The organism is Micromonospora sp. BL4 (genome assembly GCF_003667505.1).
Lineage (GTDB): Bacteria > Actinomycetota > Actinomycetes > Mycobacteriales > Micromonosporaceae > Micromonospora.
The window spans coordinates 1-14,384 of sequence record NZ_RCVJ01000112.1; the positions used below are offsets into that span (position 1 = coordinate 1).

Genomic DNA, 14,384 nt, shown 5'->3' on the forward strand with positions numbered 1-14,384 from the left:
GGCGGGGTCGGCGGCGAGGGCGGGGGCGGGAGGCGCCGGAGCGGCGGTCGGTGGCGGGGTCATGACCTCTAACCTACAATCATGGGATGAATTTGGGACCGGTGATGTAACCAGTGCCACCGTCGGTCGATTCCTCCTCCGCGCCGCCCGTGCCGCCCCGCGGCCACCGGGTCCGGCAGACCATCGAGCAACTCCGGGCCCGGATCCTGGGCGGCGAGTGGCCGGTCGGCGGGCGCATCCCCACCGAGCCACAGCTGGTCGCCGCGCTGGGCGTCGGGCGCAACACCGTCCGCGAGGCGGTCCGCGCCCTGGTGCACGCCGGAGTGCTGGAGTGCCGGCAGGGCTCCGGCACGTACGTGGTGTCCACCGACGAGTTGGCGCCGGTGGTGGCCCGCCGCCTCGGCGACGACCGGATGACCGAGGTGATCGAGGTGCGGCGCGCCTTCGAGGTGGAGGCCGCCCGATTGGCCGCGCTGCGACGTACCCCGGAGGACCTGGCATCGCTCGACGGCGCGCTCGCCGAGCGCGAGGCGGCCTGGCGCGGCGGCCGGGTGGACGCGTTCGTCGAGGCGGACGCGGCGCTGCACACCGCGGTGGTCGCCGCCGCGCACAACGCCATGCTGGCCGAGCTGTACGCCTCGGTCGGCACCGCGCTGCGCAGCACCGTCGCCCAGGCGATGGGGGACGCGCTCACGCCGGAGCGCTACGTCGACCACACCCGGCTGGTCGAGGCGATCCGGGCCGGCGACCCGGGCCGGGCAGCGATCGAAGCCAGCGCTTTTCTGGAGCCCGCCGGAGGGGCATAGGTTGTGCCGGACGGAAAACCGGACACCTCGGGAGTACGAATGCTCAAGGGCTTCAAAGACTTCATCATGCGCGGCAACGTCATCGATCTGGCGGTCGGTGTCGTCATCGGCGCCGCCTTCACGGGCGTGGTCACCGCTCTCACGAACTCGTTCCTCAAGCCGATCATCAAGCTGGTCGGTGGCGGGGAGGACCAGTTCGCTGGCCAGTGGGAGCTCAGCAAGGGCAATTTCATGGACTGGGCGGGGTTCCTCAACGCCCTGATCACGTTCGTGCTCACCGCGGCGGTGCTCTACTTCTTCGTGGTGTTTCCGATGAACAAGCTGGCTGAGCGGCGCCAGCGGGGCGAGGAGCCGCCGCCCTCGGCGCCGAGCGAGGAGATCAAGCTGCTCACCGAGATCCGCGACGCGCTGGTCTCCGCCGGCCACACCACCCCTGGCCAGCAGCGCGGGGCGCTGGACGACGTGCTGGGCCGCCGCACGGAGCCGCCGGCGCCGCGCTGACCGACGGATGCACATCGGCCCCTGTGGGATTCCCGCAGGGGCCGCACCTTCTCGTACGTGTGTTCGATAGAGTCCGCCCATGGAGCAGCGGAAGCACTGGTGGAACGGGAAATGGGGGCGGCTGGCCCGACGGGACGTCTTCCTCCGGGTGGACGCCGACCGGTGGCACGTCGAGCAGCGGGCCGGCGGCGCCGAGGGCATCTCCCGGTTCTACGAGTACGGCAGTGCGGACGAGGCCGAGGAGACGGTCCGGGCGCTGCTCGACGGCCCGGACACCTGGCGCGAGCTGTCCCCGCGCCCACCGGGTGGCTGGACCCTCCCGAACAGCTGAGTGCCGCTGCCACGGCCGCTCCGAGCTCTGGAGGCGGTACCGCTTTCGACGCTGATGACTCTGCGGCATAAATATGCCGCAGAGTCATCACGCTCTCCGAACCGATCGCCGCCGCGCGCCGCCGCCGGGCTGGCTGAGCGGCGGGCCGGTTGGTGACGGCGTTTAGCGGCGTACCGCCCCGGGAACCGCGGTGGGATGGACCAGCAGGACGAGCAGCAGGCGACCATCTCGCGGATCACCACCGGGATGCCGGTGATCGACCCCGCCGGCACCGAGGTCGGCACGGTTGATCTCGTTCAGCGGGGTGACCCGAACGCGGTGACCGTCCAGGCGCCGACCGCCGATCCGGGCAGCAGTCTGGACGAGCTGATCGAGGCCACGGCGGTCGAGGAGCCCGAGGTGCCGGCCGACCTGGCCGCCCGGCTGTTGCACGGCGGCTACCTGAAGGTCTCCACCGAGTTGGTCGACGCCGGCGCGGTGTACGTCCCGGCCGACCGGATCGCCGCCGTCTCGGACGGCCGGGTGCGGCTCGCGGTCGGCGTGGCCGACCTGCCCGCCGAGGAGTGAGTTCCGGCCTGATCCCCTGCGCGGCGGAAGAGCAGCAGCATCAGGCAGCCGGCGACCAGACCCCAGAACGCGCCGCCCACACCGATCAGCGTCACCCCGGAGGCGGTCACCACGAAGGTGACCACGGCGGCCTCCCGGGTCGCCGGATCGGCCACCGCCGAGGCGAGCGCGGTGGCCAGCGCGCCCAGCAGCGCCAGCCCGGCGACCGCCTCGATGAGGATCGGCGGGGCGACCGCGACCAGCGCGGTGGCGACGCCGGCGCCCAGCCCGAGCACGGCCAGGCCGACGCCGGCGGTGACCGAGGCGACCCACCGGCGCTCCGGCTCCGGGTGCGCGTCGGGGCCGGCGGCCAGCGCGGCGGTGATCGCCGCGAGGTTCACCGCATGCCCGCCGGCCGGGGCGGCCAGCAGGCTGGCCAGCCCGGTGGCCCGCAGCGCGGCGCCGAACGGCGGGCGGTAGCCGTACCCGACCAGCACCGCCATGCCGGGCACGTTCTGCGCGGCCATGGTGACCAGGAACAGCGGAAGCGCGAGCCCGACCAGCGCGGACGCGTTCCAGGCCGGTGCGATCAGCGCCACCGACGGGGTCAGCGCGGCGACGGTCAGGCCGGCCGGCGGCGCGGTCAGCGCGATCGCCACCACCGCCACCAGCAGCGCGCCGGGCACCGCCCAACGGCGGGCGTACCGGTGCAGCAGCAGCCAGCCGACCACCACCGGGCCGGCCACCGTGGGCAGCTCGACCAGCGCGCGGACCGGCGCGGTGCACAGCGGCAGCAGCACCCCGGCGAGCATCGCGCCGGCCACCGGCTTGGGAATGGCGGCCACCGCCCGACCAAGTGGCGGAAACAGGCCGGCCGCCACGATCAGCAGGCCGGAGACGAGGAAGGCGCCCACCGCGACCGGCCACCCGCCCGGCGGTGGCCCGGTCGCCACCAGCAGCGCGGCGCCCGGCGTGGACCAGGCGACGCTCATCGGTATCCGATGCCGCAGGCCGAGCCAGGCGGCGGCCAGCCCGGACGCCACGCAGAGGGCGAGCAGGCCGGAGGCCGCCTGCGCGTCCGACGCGCCGGCCGCCCGGAGCCCGGCCAGCACGACCGTGAACGAGCTGGCGAAGCCGACCAGGGCGGTCACCACCCCGGCCAGCACCGGTTGCGCCCGTCCGACCATCCCAACCCTCCCACTGTTCCGTTTACGGAACGACGGCGTGTAGCACGATAGCCCGGTGCCGCACCCACCACCAGCCCGCCGTCCGGGCCCCGACGTGGATCCCGCCGTCGTCGGCCGCCGGGTCCGCGCCCTGCGCGAGGAGCGGGGGATCTCGCTGTCCACACTCGCCCGACTCGCCGGCATCGGAAAGGCCACCCTCTCCGGCCTGGAGCACGGCACCCGCAACCCCACCCTGGAGACGCTCTGGGCGGTCACCGCGCAGCTCGGCGTGCCACTGACCGCCGTGCTGGCCGAGCCGGCCGCCGCGCCCACCGTGCACGGCACCGCGGTCAGCGCCACCCTGCTGGAGGTGTTCACCGAGGCCGACGCGACCTACGAGCTCTACCGGATGCGCGTCGCGCCCGGGCCGGGGCAACTCTCCCCCGCCCACCAGCCGGGGGTCACCGAGCACGTCACCGTCTTCGCCGGAGTGCTGCGCGCCGGCCCGGCCGACGCGCCGCTGACCGCCCCGGCCGGCGGTCACCTCCGCTGGGTCTCCGACGTGCCGCACAGCTACACGGCGGTGGGCGACGAGGAGGTCGCCGCCAGCCTCCTGCTGCGTTATCCACGCCGCTGAGCCACCGCCCGGGAGGCCCGAGCGCGGACATCGGCATCATTTCTCGACCTTCGTAGTAGTGCGTAGAGACGAAGGCGGGGTGTTCTTGGCAAGCTTGACCCCATGACGCTGATCCTCCGCTCGGTCATCCTCAACGACATCGGCCTGATCCGGACCAACAACGAGGACTCCGCCCTCGCCGGTGACCGCCTGATCGCAGTCGCCGACGGCATGGGTGGGCTGCCCGCGGGTGAGGTGGCGAGCGAGATCGTGATCCGGATCCTGGACGAGCTGGCCCCGCCCACCGACCCCGACGAGGCCGCCGACGCCCTGCGCGCCGTGGTCAGCACCGCCAACCAGCGCATCCACGCCGCCATCACCGTCGACCCGACCCGCGAAGGGATGGGCACCACCCTCACCGCGGCGCTGCTGGCCGGCGAGACGCTGGTGCTGGCCCAGGTCGGCGACTCACGCTGCTACCTGCTGCGCGACGGGGAGCTGACCCAGCTCACCCGGGACGACACCTTCGTCCAGTCACTGGTCGATCAGGGCTCGCTCTCCCCCGAGCAGGCCCGGCACCACCCGCAGCGGTCCCTGGTGACCCGGGCCGTGCAGGGCGCCGACACCCCACCGGCGGTCGGCGTGCTCACCGTGGTCCCCGGCGACCGGCTGCTGCTGTGCAGCGACGGGCTCTCCGACTACGTCGAGGACGAGGCCATCGGCGCGACGCTGGGCATGTACACCGACCGCCAGCAGTGCGGCGAGCAACTGGTGAAGCTCGCCCACCACGCCGGCGCACCGGACAACGTCACCGTCGTCGTCTCCGACGTCGTCGCCCGCTGACCTCGCCCGACCCTCGCGGCGGTCCGCGGAACGGGCCGTGACGAGTTCCGCCGATCCGGTAGATAGTTGTGCCATCTAGATTGCGCCGCTAGTGTCCGGCGGGTGGATTCCGACCGGCGCGGGCAGTGGCTACGGGGGGTGCTCGACATCTGCGTCCTGGCCCTGCTGGCCGAGCGCGAGTCCTACGGCTACCAGCTCGCCCAGGCGCTCGACGCGGCGGGCATCGGGCCCATCCAGGGCGGCACCCTCTATCCCGTGCTGCTCCGTCTACAGAAGACGGGCCTGGTGACCGCGCAGTGGCGGGAGGGCGCCGCCGGGCCGGCCCGCAAGTACTACCGGCTCACCGACGACGGTCACGCGGCGCTCCGCGGGGGCGGCCGCGCCTGGCTCACCTTCGTCGGGCCGGTGAACGACATCGTCACGAGAGGGGTCGCCCGGTGAACGTCGACGATTGGCTGCGTACGCTCGCGGCCGAGCTGCACCAGCGCCGGGTCGCGGCGGACGCCGCCCGGCACGTGGTCGCTGAGGCCGCCACACACCTGCGCGAGGGCGGCGGCGACCCCTGGGTCGTCTTCGGGCCACCCCAGCAGTACGCGGGCGCGATCGTGGAGAGCATCGGCACCGCGCCCGGACCGCGCCCCGGGCCGGTCCGGCTGCACGCCCGGGGCATCACCAAGCGGTACGGGCGGCGGACGGTGCTGCACGACGCGACGCTGACCGTCCGGGCCGGACAGATCGCCGCCGTCATCGGCGCGAACGGCTGCGGCAAGAGCACGTTCCTGCGGATCTGTGCCGGCCTGATCTCACCCGACGCCGGTGACGTGACCGTCTCCGGGCAGCTCGGCTACTGCCCGCAGTCCGGCGGCACCGCGGACTTCCTGCTCGTCGACGAGCACTTCGTGCTGGTCGGGGCCGGCCAGGGCGTGGCCCGGGGGCCAGCCCGCCGCGCCGGTCGGGCGGCAGCCCGACAGCTCGGCTGGGAGGCCGGTGGGGACGAGCAGGCCCGGCACCTGTCCGGCGGCACCCGGCAGAAGCTCAACCTGACCATGTCCACCCTCAGCCAGCCGGACGTGCTGCTGCTCGACGAGCCGTACCAGGGCTTCGACCAGGGCACCTATGTCAACTTCTGGGACCAGCTCGGCCGACTGCGGGACGCCGGCACGGCGATCGTCGTGGTGACCCACCTGCTCAACCAGCTCGACCGGGTGGACACCGTGCTCGACCTGACCCCGGCACAACAGACCGGGCGTCGCGCGCCCGGCGTCCAGGGAGGCCACCCGTGAACCGGCTCGTCACCGTCGCCGAGATGACCCTGCGGGAGCTGCTGCGGCGTCGGGGCGTACTCCTGCTGTTGTTGTTGATGCCGTTGACCTTCTACCTGATCCGGCGGGACGCCTACCTGGGACAGTCGGTCCGCTCGCTGCTGCTCGGCGTGGGCTGGGCGGTGAGCACGGCGGCGCTCTTCGCCACCACCGCGGCCCGCGAGCTGGAGCCGAGGCTGCGGCTGGCCGGCTACCGCCCGCACCACCTCTACCTCGGTCGGATGCTCGGCCTCTGGATGGTGGGGCTCGTCATCTCCGTACCGTTCTTCCTGCTCCCCATGGTCGACGGCGCGAACCTGCGGTACGGCGGCCTCGCCGCGGCGCTGCTCTGTTCGGTCGGGGTGGCGGCGCCGTTCGGGATGCTGATCGGTGCGCTGCTGCCGCGCGAGCTGGAAGGGACGCTGCTGCTGCTCACCGTGGTGACGGTGCAGATGCTGATCGACCCGGCCGGCTCGGGGGCGAAGTTGACGCCGTTCTGGTCGACCCGGGAGATCGCCACCTGGGCGGTGGACCACACCGACCAGGGTTACCTCGCCCGAGGAGTGCTGCACGGGCTCGCCGTCACCGCCCTGCTGGCCCTCGGCGTGGCCGCCGTGGCCAACGTCCGACTGCGCCGCCGCCGGCACCTGCGGCACCTGCCCGTCGGCTGACCGGCGCCGGCGTGGCGGATCTGGCCAATCCGGTTGCTCCGATCAACACGGCAGGCTCAAATGGGCGGATGACCATCCGCCGGGTGACCGCCGACGAACGTCTCACCACCAGCTTCCCGCTGGCCGCGTACGCCTTCGAGTCGTCGCCGCGCAGCGCCACCCGGATCGAGGAGTTCCGCGACTACCTGCCCTACCACGAGGGCAACCGGACGCTGATCGTCGAGGAGGACGGCAGCACGCTGGCCGCCTGCACGGCCATCCCCATGCGGCAGAACCTGCGCGGAGCGGTGCTGCCGATGGCCGGCGTCGCCGGGGTGGCCACCCATCCGCTGGCCCGCCGCCAGGGGCACGTCCGGACGCTGCTGCACCAACTCCTCGACGAGATGCGCGACGAGGGGCACCCGCTCAGCGCGCTCTACCCGTTCCGGCCCAGTTTCTACGCCCGGTTCGGCTACGTCGGGCTGCCCAAGCCCCGCACGGTCACCTTCACACCGGCCGACCTGGGTTCGCTGCTCCGCGCCGAACTGCCCGGAGAGGTGAGCTGGGAGCGGATCGGCGCCGGCTACCCCACCTGGCTCGCGTTCACCGAGCGCTGCCTCCAGGACCGGCACGGCTTCGCCGTCTTCCCCGACTACCGGTCGGTCGGGCTGCGCGACCGGGACGAGTACTGGCTGATCACCGCACGGGCGGGCGGCCAGGTCATCGGCATGGTGACGTACCGGATCGACGACCACGGCGGCACGCTGGCCGGCAACGAACTGCTGTACGCCGACCCGCTCGGCCGGACACTGCTGTTGCAGTTCTTCGCCCGGCACGTCGACCAGGTCGAGCGGGTCAGCGTCCAGGTGGCCCCGGACGAGTTGCCGGAGCTGTGGCTGACCGACCTGGACGTGCACATCGAGGCGCGGGCGGGCCGGCCGGGGTCGTCCGCCCCGATGGCCCGGCTGCTGACGCTGGACGCGCTGAGCGGGCTGCCCGCCGGGCCGGGCCGGGTCCGGATCGAGCTGACCGGTGACCGGTGGCTCGCCGGCAGCCACCTGCTGGACGGCACCACCGGGTCGCTGGAGCTGGCCGGCGGCGCCAGCGGTCGGGCCCCGACCGCCACGCTCACCGCCGCCGGACTCTCCGCCCTCGCGTACGGGGTGCTGGATCCGGCCGAGCTGCCGTTGCGCGGCTTGGGCGAGGTGCCGGCCGACGCCGCCGTCGAGTTGCGCGGGATCTTCCCGCCCCGGGTGCCGTACCTCCTCGCCGACTTCTGAGTGCTCACCCACCCTTAGCCACGGGTTAAACCGGCATGGCGGATTCGCTCCGGCGCCGTCGCGGCTCCTAGCATCACGGGGTGCGCATGACGTCGCTTGTCGCCCTGCTCGTCCTCGGTGTCGCCACGGCGACCCTGCCCGCCTGCGCGCCCGACGACCCGGCTCCGGCTCCGGCCGCCGCGCAGCCCAGCGCGCCGGCCGAGCCGGGGGCGCTGGCCACCGGCGAACAGGACGCTGCGCCGGCGGCCCGGGACGGCCTCGGTGGCCCGGGGGCCAGCGCGAGCCCGAAGCCGGCCGGCAAGGCGCTCGTGGCCGGCAACCCGAAGGGCAACGCCACCGTGCCGGCCGAGGCTCGGGCGGTGAACACCTCGAAGCCGACCCGGACCATCGGCACCGGCACCCCGGAGAGCTGCACCTCCGCGGCGGTGGTGAAGGCCGTCGCCGCCGGCGGCATCATCACCTTCAACTGCGGGCCGGCCCCGGTGACGATCAAGATGGCCGCCACCGCGAAGGTCCGCAACGCCAACGGGCCGAAGGTGGTGCTGGACGGCGGCGGCAAGGTGACGCTGAGCGGCCAGGGGCGGCGCCGCATCCTCTACATGAACACGTGCGACGAAGCGCAGGGCTGGACCACCTCGCACTGCCAGAACCAGGACCACCCGCAGCTGACCGTGCAGAACCTGACCTTCGCCGACGGCAACTCGACCGGGGACAAGGTCGAGGGCGGCGGCGGTGGGGCGATCTTCGTGCGCGGTGGACGGTTCAAGGTGGTCAACTCGCGGTTCGTCCGCAACCGCTGCGACCGGACCGGCCCCGACCTGGGTGGTGCGGCCATCCGGGTGCTCAGCCAGTACGAGAACAAGCCGGTGTACGTGGTGGACAGCACCTTCGGCGGCTCCGCCGGCCAGGGCGGCTCCTGCTCCAACGGGGGCGCGCTGAGCAGCATCGGCGTCTCCTGGGTGGTGCTGAACAGCGTGCTCAGCCACAACGAGGCGATCGGCAGCGGCGCCAACCCGGCCAAGTCCGGCACGCCCGGCGGCGGCAGCGGCGGCGCTATCTACTGCGACGGCAACGAGTTCACCGTACGGATCGCCGGCACCGTCATCGAGAACAACAAGGCCAACGAGGGTGGCGGCGCGATCTTCTTCGTCAGCAACAACCGCACCGGCACCATGACGATCGAGAAGTCCACCCTGCGCCGCAATCCGAGCGCCAAGTTCGAGACCCGCGGCTTCCCCGGCATCTTCTTCCTCGGCGCCCGCAACCCCACGGTGAGCGGCTCGAAACTGAGCTGACCAGCGCGTACCTCAGTAGGGGTTGCCCTGGCCGGCGGCGCGGGCGCGAAGCAGACCGCCGGGCCGTCCGGGCAGGTTCGACGCGCCGGACAGCGGCGGACTGGTGGTGTGGTCACCGCCGGCCATCCCGGCGAAAAGCTCCTTGAGCGCGGTGAGCGAACTGATCCTGGGTTGCCAGCCCAGCTCGGTCTCCGCCCGCTCGCTCGACATCAGCGGCGCGTTCAGGCCCAGCTCGACCCAGCCCGCGTCGACCGGTTGCAGCCGCGCCCGCCAGGTCAGCGCCGCCGCCACCCGCAGCACCGGCCCGGCGACGGGCACCGTCCAGCCGTGGAAGTGCCGGGCCACCAGCTCCGGTGTGAGCACCGGGTCCGCGGCGACATTGAAGGCGCCGCGCGCGTCACCCAGCACCGCCCTGGCGTACGCGTCGGCCACGTCGTCGGCGTGCACCGCCTGCATCCGCAGCCGGCGGTTGGTGGGCACCAGCGGGATCCGGCCGAAGCGCAGCAGCCGCACCGGCGCCAGCGGGCCGAGGAAATAACGGGTGATCTCCACACCCGCGTCCCGCTGAAAGATCAGCCCGGGTCGCAACCGCACCACCCGCAGCGCCGGATGATCGCCCTCGAGCCCGTCCAGCAGCGCCTCCACCTCGGCCTTGTGCTCGCTGTACGACGAGCCGGGCACCCCGGTCGCCGGCCAGCGCTCGCTCACCGGGCGGTCCTTCGGGCCGGGCGCGTACGTGCCGACCGAGGAGGCGTACACCAGCGCCGGCACCCCCGCCCGGACCAGCGCGTCGAACACCGCCCGACTGCCGTCGACGTTGGTACGGCGCAGCACCCGCTGGTCGTGACTGGGCTGAATCTGCCAGGCCAGGTGCACCACCGCGTCCGCGCCGGCGAACACCTCGGCGAGCTGCCCGGTCGCCCCCGGCGCGCCGATGTCACCGGAGTGCCACTCCACCTGGTCGTACGGCTCGCCAGCCTCCGGACCGGGCAGCCGCCGGGCCACCCCGACCAGCTCCACACCCCGCTCCCGGCGCAGCCGCCGCAGCAACGCCGTACCGACGTTGCCGCTCGCCCCCACCACCACGATCCGCATGTCCGACCCCGTACCCGCCCAGCAGCCCGTCAACCGCCGCTCCAGCCGGGCACCTGACCCCGGCGCGGTGCCCTGGCGGCCTGGCGGCCTGCCCGGTGCCCTGGCGACGCCCGGCCTGGCGCTTGATCGACTCGATTTCCTGGAAGTCGGGCTGTCACGGCCGTCCGGACACCCCGACTTCCCGAATGCCGAGTGGATCAGGGGCGGGGAGACTCCCGGACCCAGCCGTGCTTCTCCTTGCCCCGTCGCCCAGCCGTCGCCGCCAGGCAACGTGGGCAGATCCAGCCGACCGCATCGGCCTCGGTGAGCACGTCAGTACCCGAGTAGTCGAAGCGCACGTGCGGGAACCGACGCAGCCGGGTACGACTCAGCGCCAGGCCGCACACCGTCTGGTTCTGGCCGGGCAGCCAGGCGTGCACTTCACCACCCGGTTCGCGTACGCCGTCCGGCCCGATCTCCTCCCCGGACGCCGCCACCGCCGGAGTGCTGCTCAACTTCATGCCCCTTCTGGTTCCCCACCCACACGCACCCATGCACCGCGGCGCGATCTCGCTTGATCCACTCCACATCCCCGACAGCGCGGCATCCAGCACGCCGGACACCGCCAGTTCGCCGATCTGGTGTCGATCGAGGGCGGTGGCGGCCGGTGCGGCCCAGGCATCGACGGTCGGCCGGAAGCCGAGAGTCGTCGTCGGGCACCGTCCGGTAACCTGAGCGCGCGGGCCGCTAGCTCAATGGCAGAGCTGTGGACTTTTAATCCATAGGTTCAGGGTTCGAGTCCCTGGCGGCCCACCATGCACCGCCACTGAGCTGCGAGAACGCCGGGCAGAGATCATCGGGCACAACCGGGGCACAAACTAGCTGTGGTCTTGGCTAGCAGAAGCGCTGGGCTGCTTGTCGGCGGCTTGGCCTAGGAGTTGGCCGACAACGCCCCGCGGACGGTCCTTCTTCGGCAGCCAGTTGGACGTCGTGTTGCAGACCTCGAAAGCGTGTGAGGGTTGACGCCCTCCGCAGGTTCGAATCCCACCGCCGCAGCTCGTGAGTGCGAAACGCCCGATCGATTTCCACGGATAGGCCCGGGCGTTCCAACCTGGTCGTCGACCGCTTGAACTTCCGCCAGGTAGACCGCTTCAACCCATTCATCCCGGTTGAGTCAGTTATGGTCATGAGTACCGATGCGGACGCGGTCCGGCGGGTCACTCCTCCAGGGTGGCCCCCGCGCCCAGTTCGCTTGAAGACGTCGCGGCCGTGCGCAGGATGGCGTCGAAGCCCAGAGGTGGCGGCGACGGGGCCGCCGGCGACCCAGAATCGAGATGACCATGACGTTCGGCTCCCCGTCCACCCCGCCCACGATCATCATTGGCGGCGACCTTCCGGTCGGACGGGTCGGCTTCGGGGCGATGCAGCTCACCGGCGACCAGGTCTGGGGCCCGTACCCCGACCACCAGCGTGGGCTGGCGCTGCTGCGCGCGGTGGTGGAGGAGGGCGTCACCTTCATCGACACCGCCGATGTCTACGGGCCGCACACCAACGAGCTGCTGATCCGCGAGGCGCTGCACCCCTACCCGGCGGGGCTGGTGGTGGCGAGCAAGGGTGGCTTCGTCCGGGGCGGCCACGACTACTCGACCCTGGGATGGGTGGGCAACCCGAAGTACCTGCGGCAGTCAGCCATGCTGAGCCTGCGCCGCCTCGGCATGGATCGGTTCGACCTCTACTACCTGCACAGCGGGTACGCGACCGACGCCCCGTTCGAGGAGCAGGTCGGCGAGCTGAGGAAGCTGCAGGACGAGGGCTGGATCCGGCATATCGGGCTGTCCAACGTCACCGCGGCGCAGTTCGAACTCGCCCGGTCGATTGCGGAGATCGCCGCGGTGACCGCCCTGTACAACATCGGCAACCGCACCGGTGCGGACCTACTTGCGGCCGCGGAGCGGACCAGAGCGGTGTTCTCGCCCTGGCACCCGGTCAGCCTGCGCGACGGCGGGGACAACGCCGGCCAGGTCGCCGCCGCCCTCGCGCCGATCGCCGCCCGGCACGCGGCCACGCCCCAGCAGATCGCGCTGGCCTGGCTGCTGCACCGCTCTTCGGCGGTGCTGCCCATCCCCGGCACCACGAGCCTGGCCCACCTGCGGGAGAACCTCGCGGCCGCGCGGATCGCGCTGAGCGACGCCGAGGTCGCGGAGCTGACCGCCCTCGTTCCCGAAACCGCCGCCTAACCGGGCACCGCCTCCCGCAGCTGAACCAGCTGGATGCCGGGCAGCATGCTCCGGCGGCCGCGTCGCCAGGGGCCAGCGCGGTAGCTTGGCGATCATGGCGGACTGGGAGATTCGGCCGGCCTCGGAGGCGGATGTCGAGGCGGTGGCCGAGTTGCGGGCCGTGGTGCTGCGGGCGGATCTGGAGCGGCTCGGGCGGTACGACGAGAAGCGGGTGCGGCAGCGACTGCGGGACGGGTTCGCGCCAGCGCACACCTGCGTGATCGAGGTGGGCGGCGCGTTCGCCGGCTGCGTGTCGCTGCGGCCGGCCGAGGACGCGTACTGGCTGGAGCACTTTTATCTGGCCCCGCACCTGCAGGGCAGCGGCATCGGTGCGGCCGTGTTGCGCGGGCTGTTGGAGCAGTGCGACCGCGACGGCACCCTGGTCCGGCTGAACGTGCTGCAGGGCAGTCCGGCACGGCGGCTGTACGAGCGGCACGGATTCACACTCGAGACCGAGGATCCGGTGGACGTCTTCATGGTGCGCGAGCCGGCCCCGGCTGTGGGCGCGGATCCCGGTCGCCTCGGGAATGGTGGGTTGTTGTGAGCGGTATACCTCAGAGTCATAAATATGCCTGTGAGGTATAGAGCTCGTCGGTGACCTCGCTCGGCAGGCCGGCCACGGCCGGTCCGGCCACGGCTGGTCCGGCTGGCAGGCGATCGGATTGGCGTTGCGGAATGCCCGGGTCCAGGGAACTGGTGACCGCGGTTGCTCGTCCCATCACCTGAGGTCCGGGCCGCTCAACCGCCCGGCGGGCGTGGGAACGGGAGACAAGATGAGCGGGCGCAGGTACCTGATAGCTGTCGTCGCGGTCGGAGCGTTGCTCGCCGGCTGCGGCGAGCGGGGCGGGTCGGAGACGGCGGCTCCGGGTGGGTCCCAGTCCACCGCTACGGAACCTGCACCGGTTGTGTCGCCGCAGGCGGAGCCTGTCGCGCTGATCGGTTCCTGGAAGGTGACTGAGGTCGACGAAGGCGCAGGCGACGTCCTGCAGCTCACTTCCGACAGGCACAACGGCCTGCTGTTGTTCGACCACTGCGGCGCGCTGATGGGGGCCTGGCGGGCCAATGTAAACGGCCTCTTCGTCGCCGGCGCCTCCGGACGTTCGGTTTCCGACAACGACGCCCAGGAATGCCGCCCCGGTCCTGAGCTCATGAATCCGGCCTGGCTGCATCGGGCCAGCGCCTTCCGCGTGGAAGGCGACAGCCGGGTCCTGCTCGACGCCCAGGGCGGGCACGTCGCCCGGCTGCTGCCCGGCGCGAAGCCCACCCCCGGGCCGAACCTGCCTTCTCCGGCGGGGCCGCCCGTGGTCACCGACGAGGTCCGGCGTGCCTTCGCGTCGGCCGCCGCACTGCCGGCGGGTCTGACGCCCGCGCGCCGTGACACCCTGCTCGGTCGATGGGTGCCGGTTGATGCTCGGCCGGGCAGGTTCGGGTCCGGAGGGCCGTACGTGGAGCTGCGGGACGACGGCACATGGCGGGGTTCCGACGGCTGCAACGGTGAGGGAGGGCGATGGGTCGCCGGACCGGCAGGCGACCTGCTCGCTACCAGCGGACCCAGCACGGCGATCGGCTGTGACAGCGTTCCGGTGGGTTTCTGGCTCTTCAAGGCGTGGCGGGCAGGGCTGGACGGCGAGGTGCTCGTGCTCCTCGACGCCCAGGGCGGGGAGACGGGCCGACTCAAGCGTGACAGGTGAGGCCGCCG

At 72.5% G+C, this 14,384-nt stretch carries 16 protein-coding genes, 1 tRNA gene and 1 pseudogene; 15 read left to right on the top strand and 3 right to left on the bottom strand.

Annotated elements, in window-relative coordinates; all coding sequences use genetic code 11:
- The first annotated feature begins 113 nt into the window (after positions 1-113).
- The 4 genes from EAD89_RS11240 to EAD89_RS11255 all read left to right on the top strand — a co-directional run bounded on the left by EAD89_RS11240 (position 114) and on the right by EAD89_RS11255 (position 2,205).
- Positions 114-806 (top strand): FadR/GntR family transcriptional regulator, encoded by a 693-nt coding sequence (locus EAD89_RS11240; protein WP_121657277.1) that lies wholly within the window; start codon positions 114-116, stop codon positions 804-806.
- A 39-nt stretch (positions 807-845) separates the two neighbouring features.
- Positions 846-1,307 (top strand): large conductance mechanosensitive channel protein MscL, encoded by a 462-nt coding sequence (gene mscL, locus EAD89_RS11245; RefSeq protein WP_121657276.1) that lies wholly within the window; start codon positions 846-848, stop codon positions 1,305-1,307.
- Positions 1,308-1,386: 79 nt separating this feature from the next.
- Positions 1,387-1,638 carry a hypothetical protein gene (locus EAD89_RS11250; RefSeq protein ID WP_089018164.1) on the top strand — a complete coding sequence of 84 codons (252 nt, stop codon included), beginning with the start codon at positions 1,387-1,389 and terminating at the stop codon, positions 1,636-1,638.
- Positions 1,639-1,833: 195 nt separating this feature from the next.
- Entirely contained in the window at positions 1,834-2,205 is a 372-nt protein-coding gene (locus EAD89_RS11255) for a hypothetical protein (RefSeq protein ID WP_121657275.1), read from the top strand.
- A 20-nt stretch (positions 2,206-2,225) separates the two neighbouring features.
- On the opposite strand, the pseudogene EAD89_RS11260 reads toward EAD89_RS11255, so the two are convergent.
- Positions 2,226-3,371: pseudogene (locus EAD89_RS11260) on the bottom strand (benzoate/H(+) symporter BenE family transporter); the annotation flags it as partial.
- Between the two features lie 55 nt (positions 3,372-3,426).
- Here EAD89_RS11260 and EAD89_RS11265 point away from each other — a divergent pair.
- The 7 genes from EAD89_RS11265 to EAD89_RS11295 all read left to right on the top strand — a co-directional run bounded on the left by EAD89_RS11265 (position 3,427) and on the right by EAD89_RS11295 (position 9,335).
- Positions 3,427-3,987: a helix-turn-helix domain-containing protein gene (locus EAD89_RS11265; protein ID WP_233578503.1), complete on the top strand. Its 561-nt coding sequence runs from the start codon at positions 3,427-3,429 to the stop codon at positions 3,985-3,987.
- A gap of 102 nt (positions 3,988-4,089) precedes the next feature.
- A complete protein-coding gene (locus EAD89_RS11270; RefSeq protein WP_121657273.1) occupies positions 4,090-4,809 on the top strand; it encodes a PP2C family serine/threonine-protein phosphatase in 720 nt (239 codons plus the stop codon).
- Positions 4,810-4,911: 102 nt separating this feature from the next.
- On the top strand, positions 4,912-5,250 hold the full coding sequence (locus EAD89_RS11275) for a PadR family transcriptional regulator (RefSeq protein WP_121657272.1): 339 nt from the start codon (positions 4,912-4,914) through the stop codon (positions 5,248-5,250).
- Positions 5,247-6,092 carry an ATP-binding cassette domain-containing protein gene (locus EAD89_RS11280; RefSeq protein ID WP_121675650.1) on the top strand — a complete coding sequence of 282 codons (846 nt, stop codon included), beginning with the start codon at positions 5,247-5,249 and terminating at the stop codon, positions 6,090-6,092. Before EAD89_RS11275 ends, EAD89_RS11280 begins: the two co-directional genes overlap by 4 nt.
- Positions 6,089-6,781, top strand: a complete 693-nt coding sequence (locus EAD89_RS11285) for a hypothetical protein (protein WP_121657270.1) — start codon at positions 6,089-6,091, stop codon at positions 6,779-6,781. The genes EAD89_RS11280 and EAD89_RS11285 overlap by 4 nt, the downstream gene beginning before the upstream one ends.
- A gap of 68 nt (positions 6,782-6,849) precedes the next feature.
- Entirely contained in the window at positions 6,850-8,040 is a 1,191-nt protein-coding gene (gene eis / locus EAD89_RS11290) for an enhanced intracellular survival protein Eis (protein ID WP_121675651.1), read from the top strand.
- Between the two features lie 86 nt (positions 8,041-8,126).
- Positions 8,127-9,335, top strand: a complete 1,209-nt coding sequence (locus EAD89_RS11295; protein ID WP_121675652.1) for a hypothetical protein — start codon at positions 8,127-8,129, stop codon at positions 9,333-9,335.
- 12 nt (positions 9,336-9,347) lie between these two features.
- Here the strand turns inward: EAD89_RS11295 and EAD89_RS11300 are convergent, their stop codons facing one another.
- Both EAD89_RS11300 and EAD89_RS11305 read right to left on the bottom strand, forming a co-directional pair.
- Positions 9,348-10,430 carry an NAD-dependent epimerase/dehydratase family protein gene (locus EAD89_RS11300; RefSeq protein ID WP_121675653.1) on the bottom strand — a complete coding sequence of 361 codons (1,083 nt, stop codon included), beginning with the start codon at positions 10,428-10,430 and terminating at the stop codon, positions 9,348-9,350.
- Between the two features lie 197 nt (positions 10,431-10,627).
- Positions 10,628-10,930, bottom strand: a complete 303-nt coding sequence (locus tag EAD89_RS11305; protein WP_121656779.1) for a hypothetical protein — start codon at positions 10,928-10,930, stop codon at positions 10,628-10,630.
- A gap of 220 nt (positions 10,931-11,150) precedes the next feature.
- On the opposite strand from EAD89_RS11305, the gene EAD89_RS11310 reads away from it, so the two are divergent.
- The 4 genes from EAD89_RS11310 (at position 11,151) to EAD89_RS11325 (ending at position 14,376) form a co-directional block, all read left to right on the top strand.
- A tRNA-Lys gene (locus EAD89_RS11310) sits at positions 11,151-11,225 on the top strand.
- A gap of 518 nt (positions 11,226-11,743) precedes the next feature.
- Entirely contained in the window at positions 11,744-12,646 is a 903-nt protein-coding gene (locus tag EAD89_RS11315) for an aldo/keto reductase (protein WP_199733479.1), read from the top strand.
- A 94-nt stretch (positions 12,647-12,740) separates the two neighbouring features.
- Positions 12,741-13,229 carry a GNAT family N-acetyltransferase gene (locus EAD89_RS11320; RefSeq protein WP_121675654.1) on the top strand — a complete coding sequence of 163 codons (489 nt, stop codon included), beginning with the start codon at positions 12,741-12,743 and terminating at the stop codon, positions 13,227-13,229.
- A gap of 406 nt (positions 13,230-13,635) precedes the next feature.
- Complete coding sequence (locus EAD89_RS11325) at positions 13,636-14,376, top strand: hypothetical protein (protein ID WP_158610729.1); 741 nt, start codon at positions 13,636-13,638, stop codon at positions 14,374-14,376.
- Positions 14,377-14,384 lie beyond the last annotated feature (8 nt).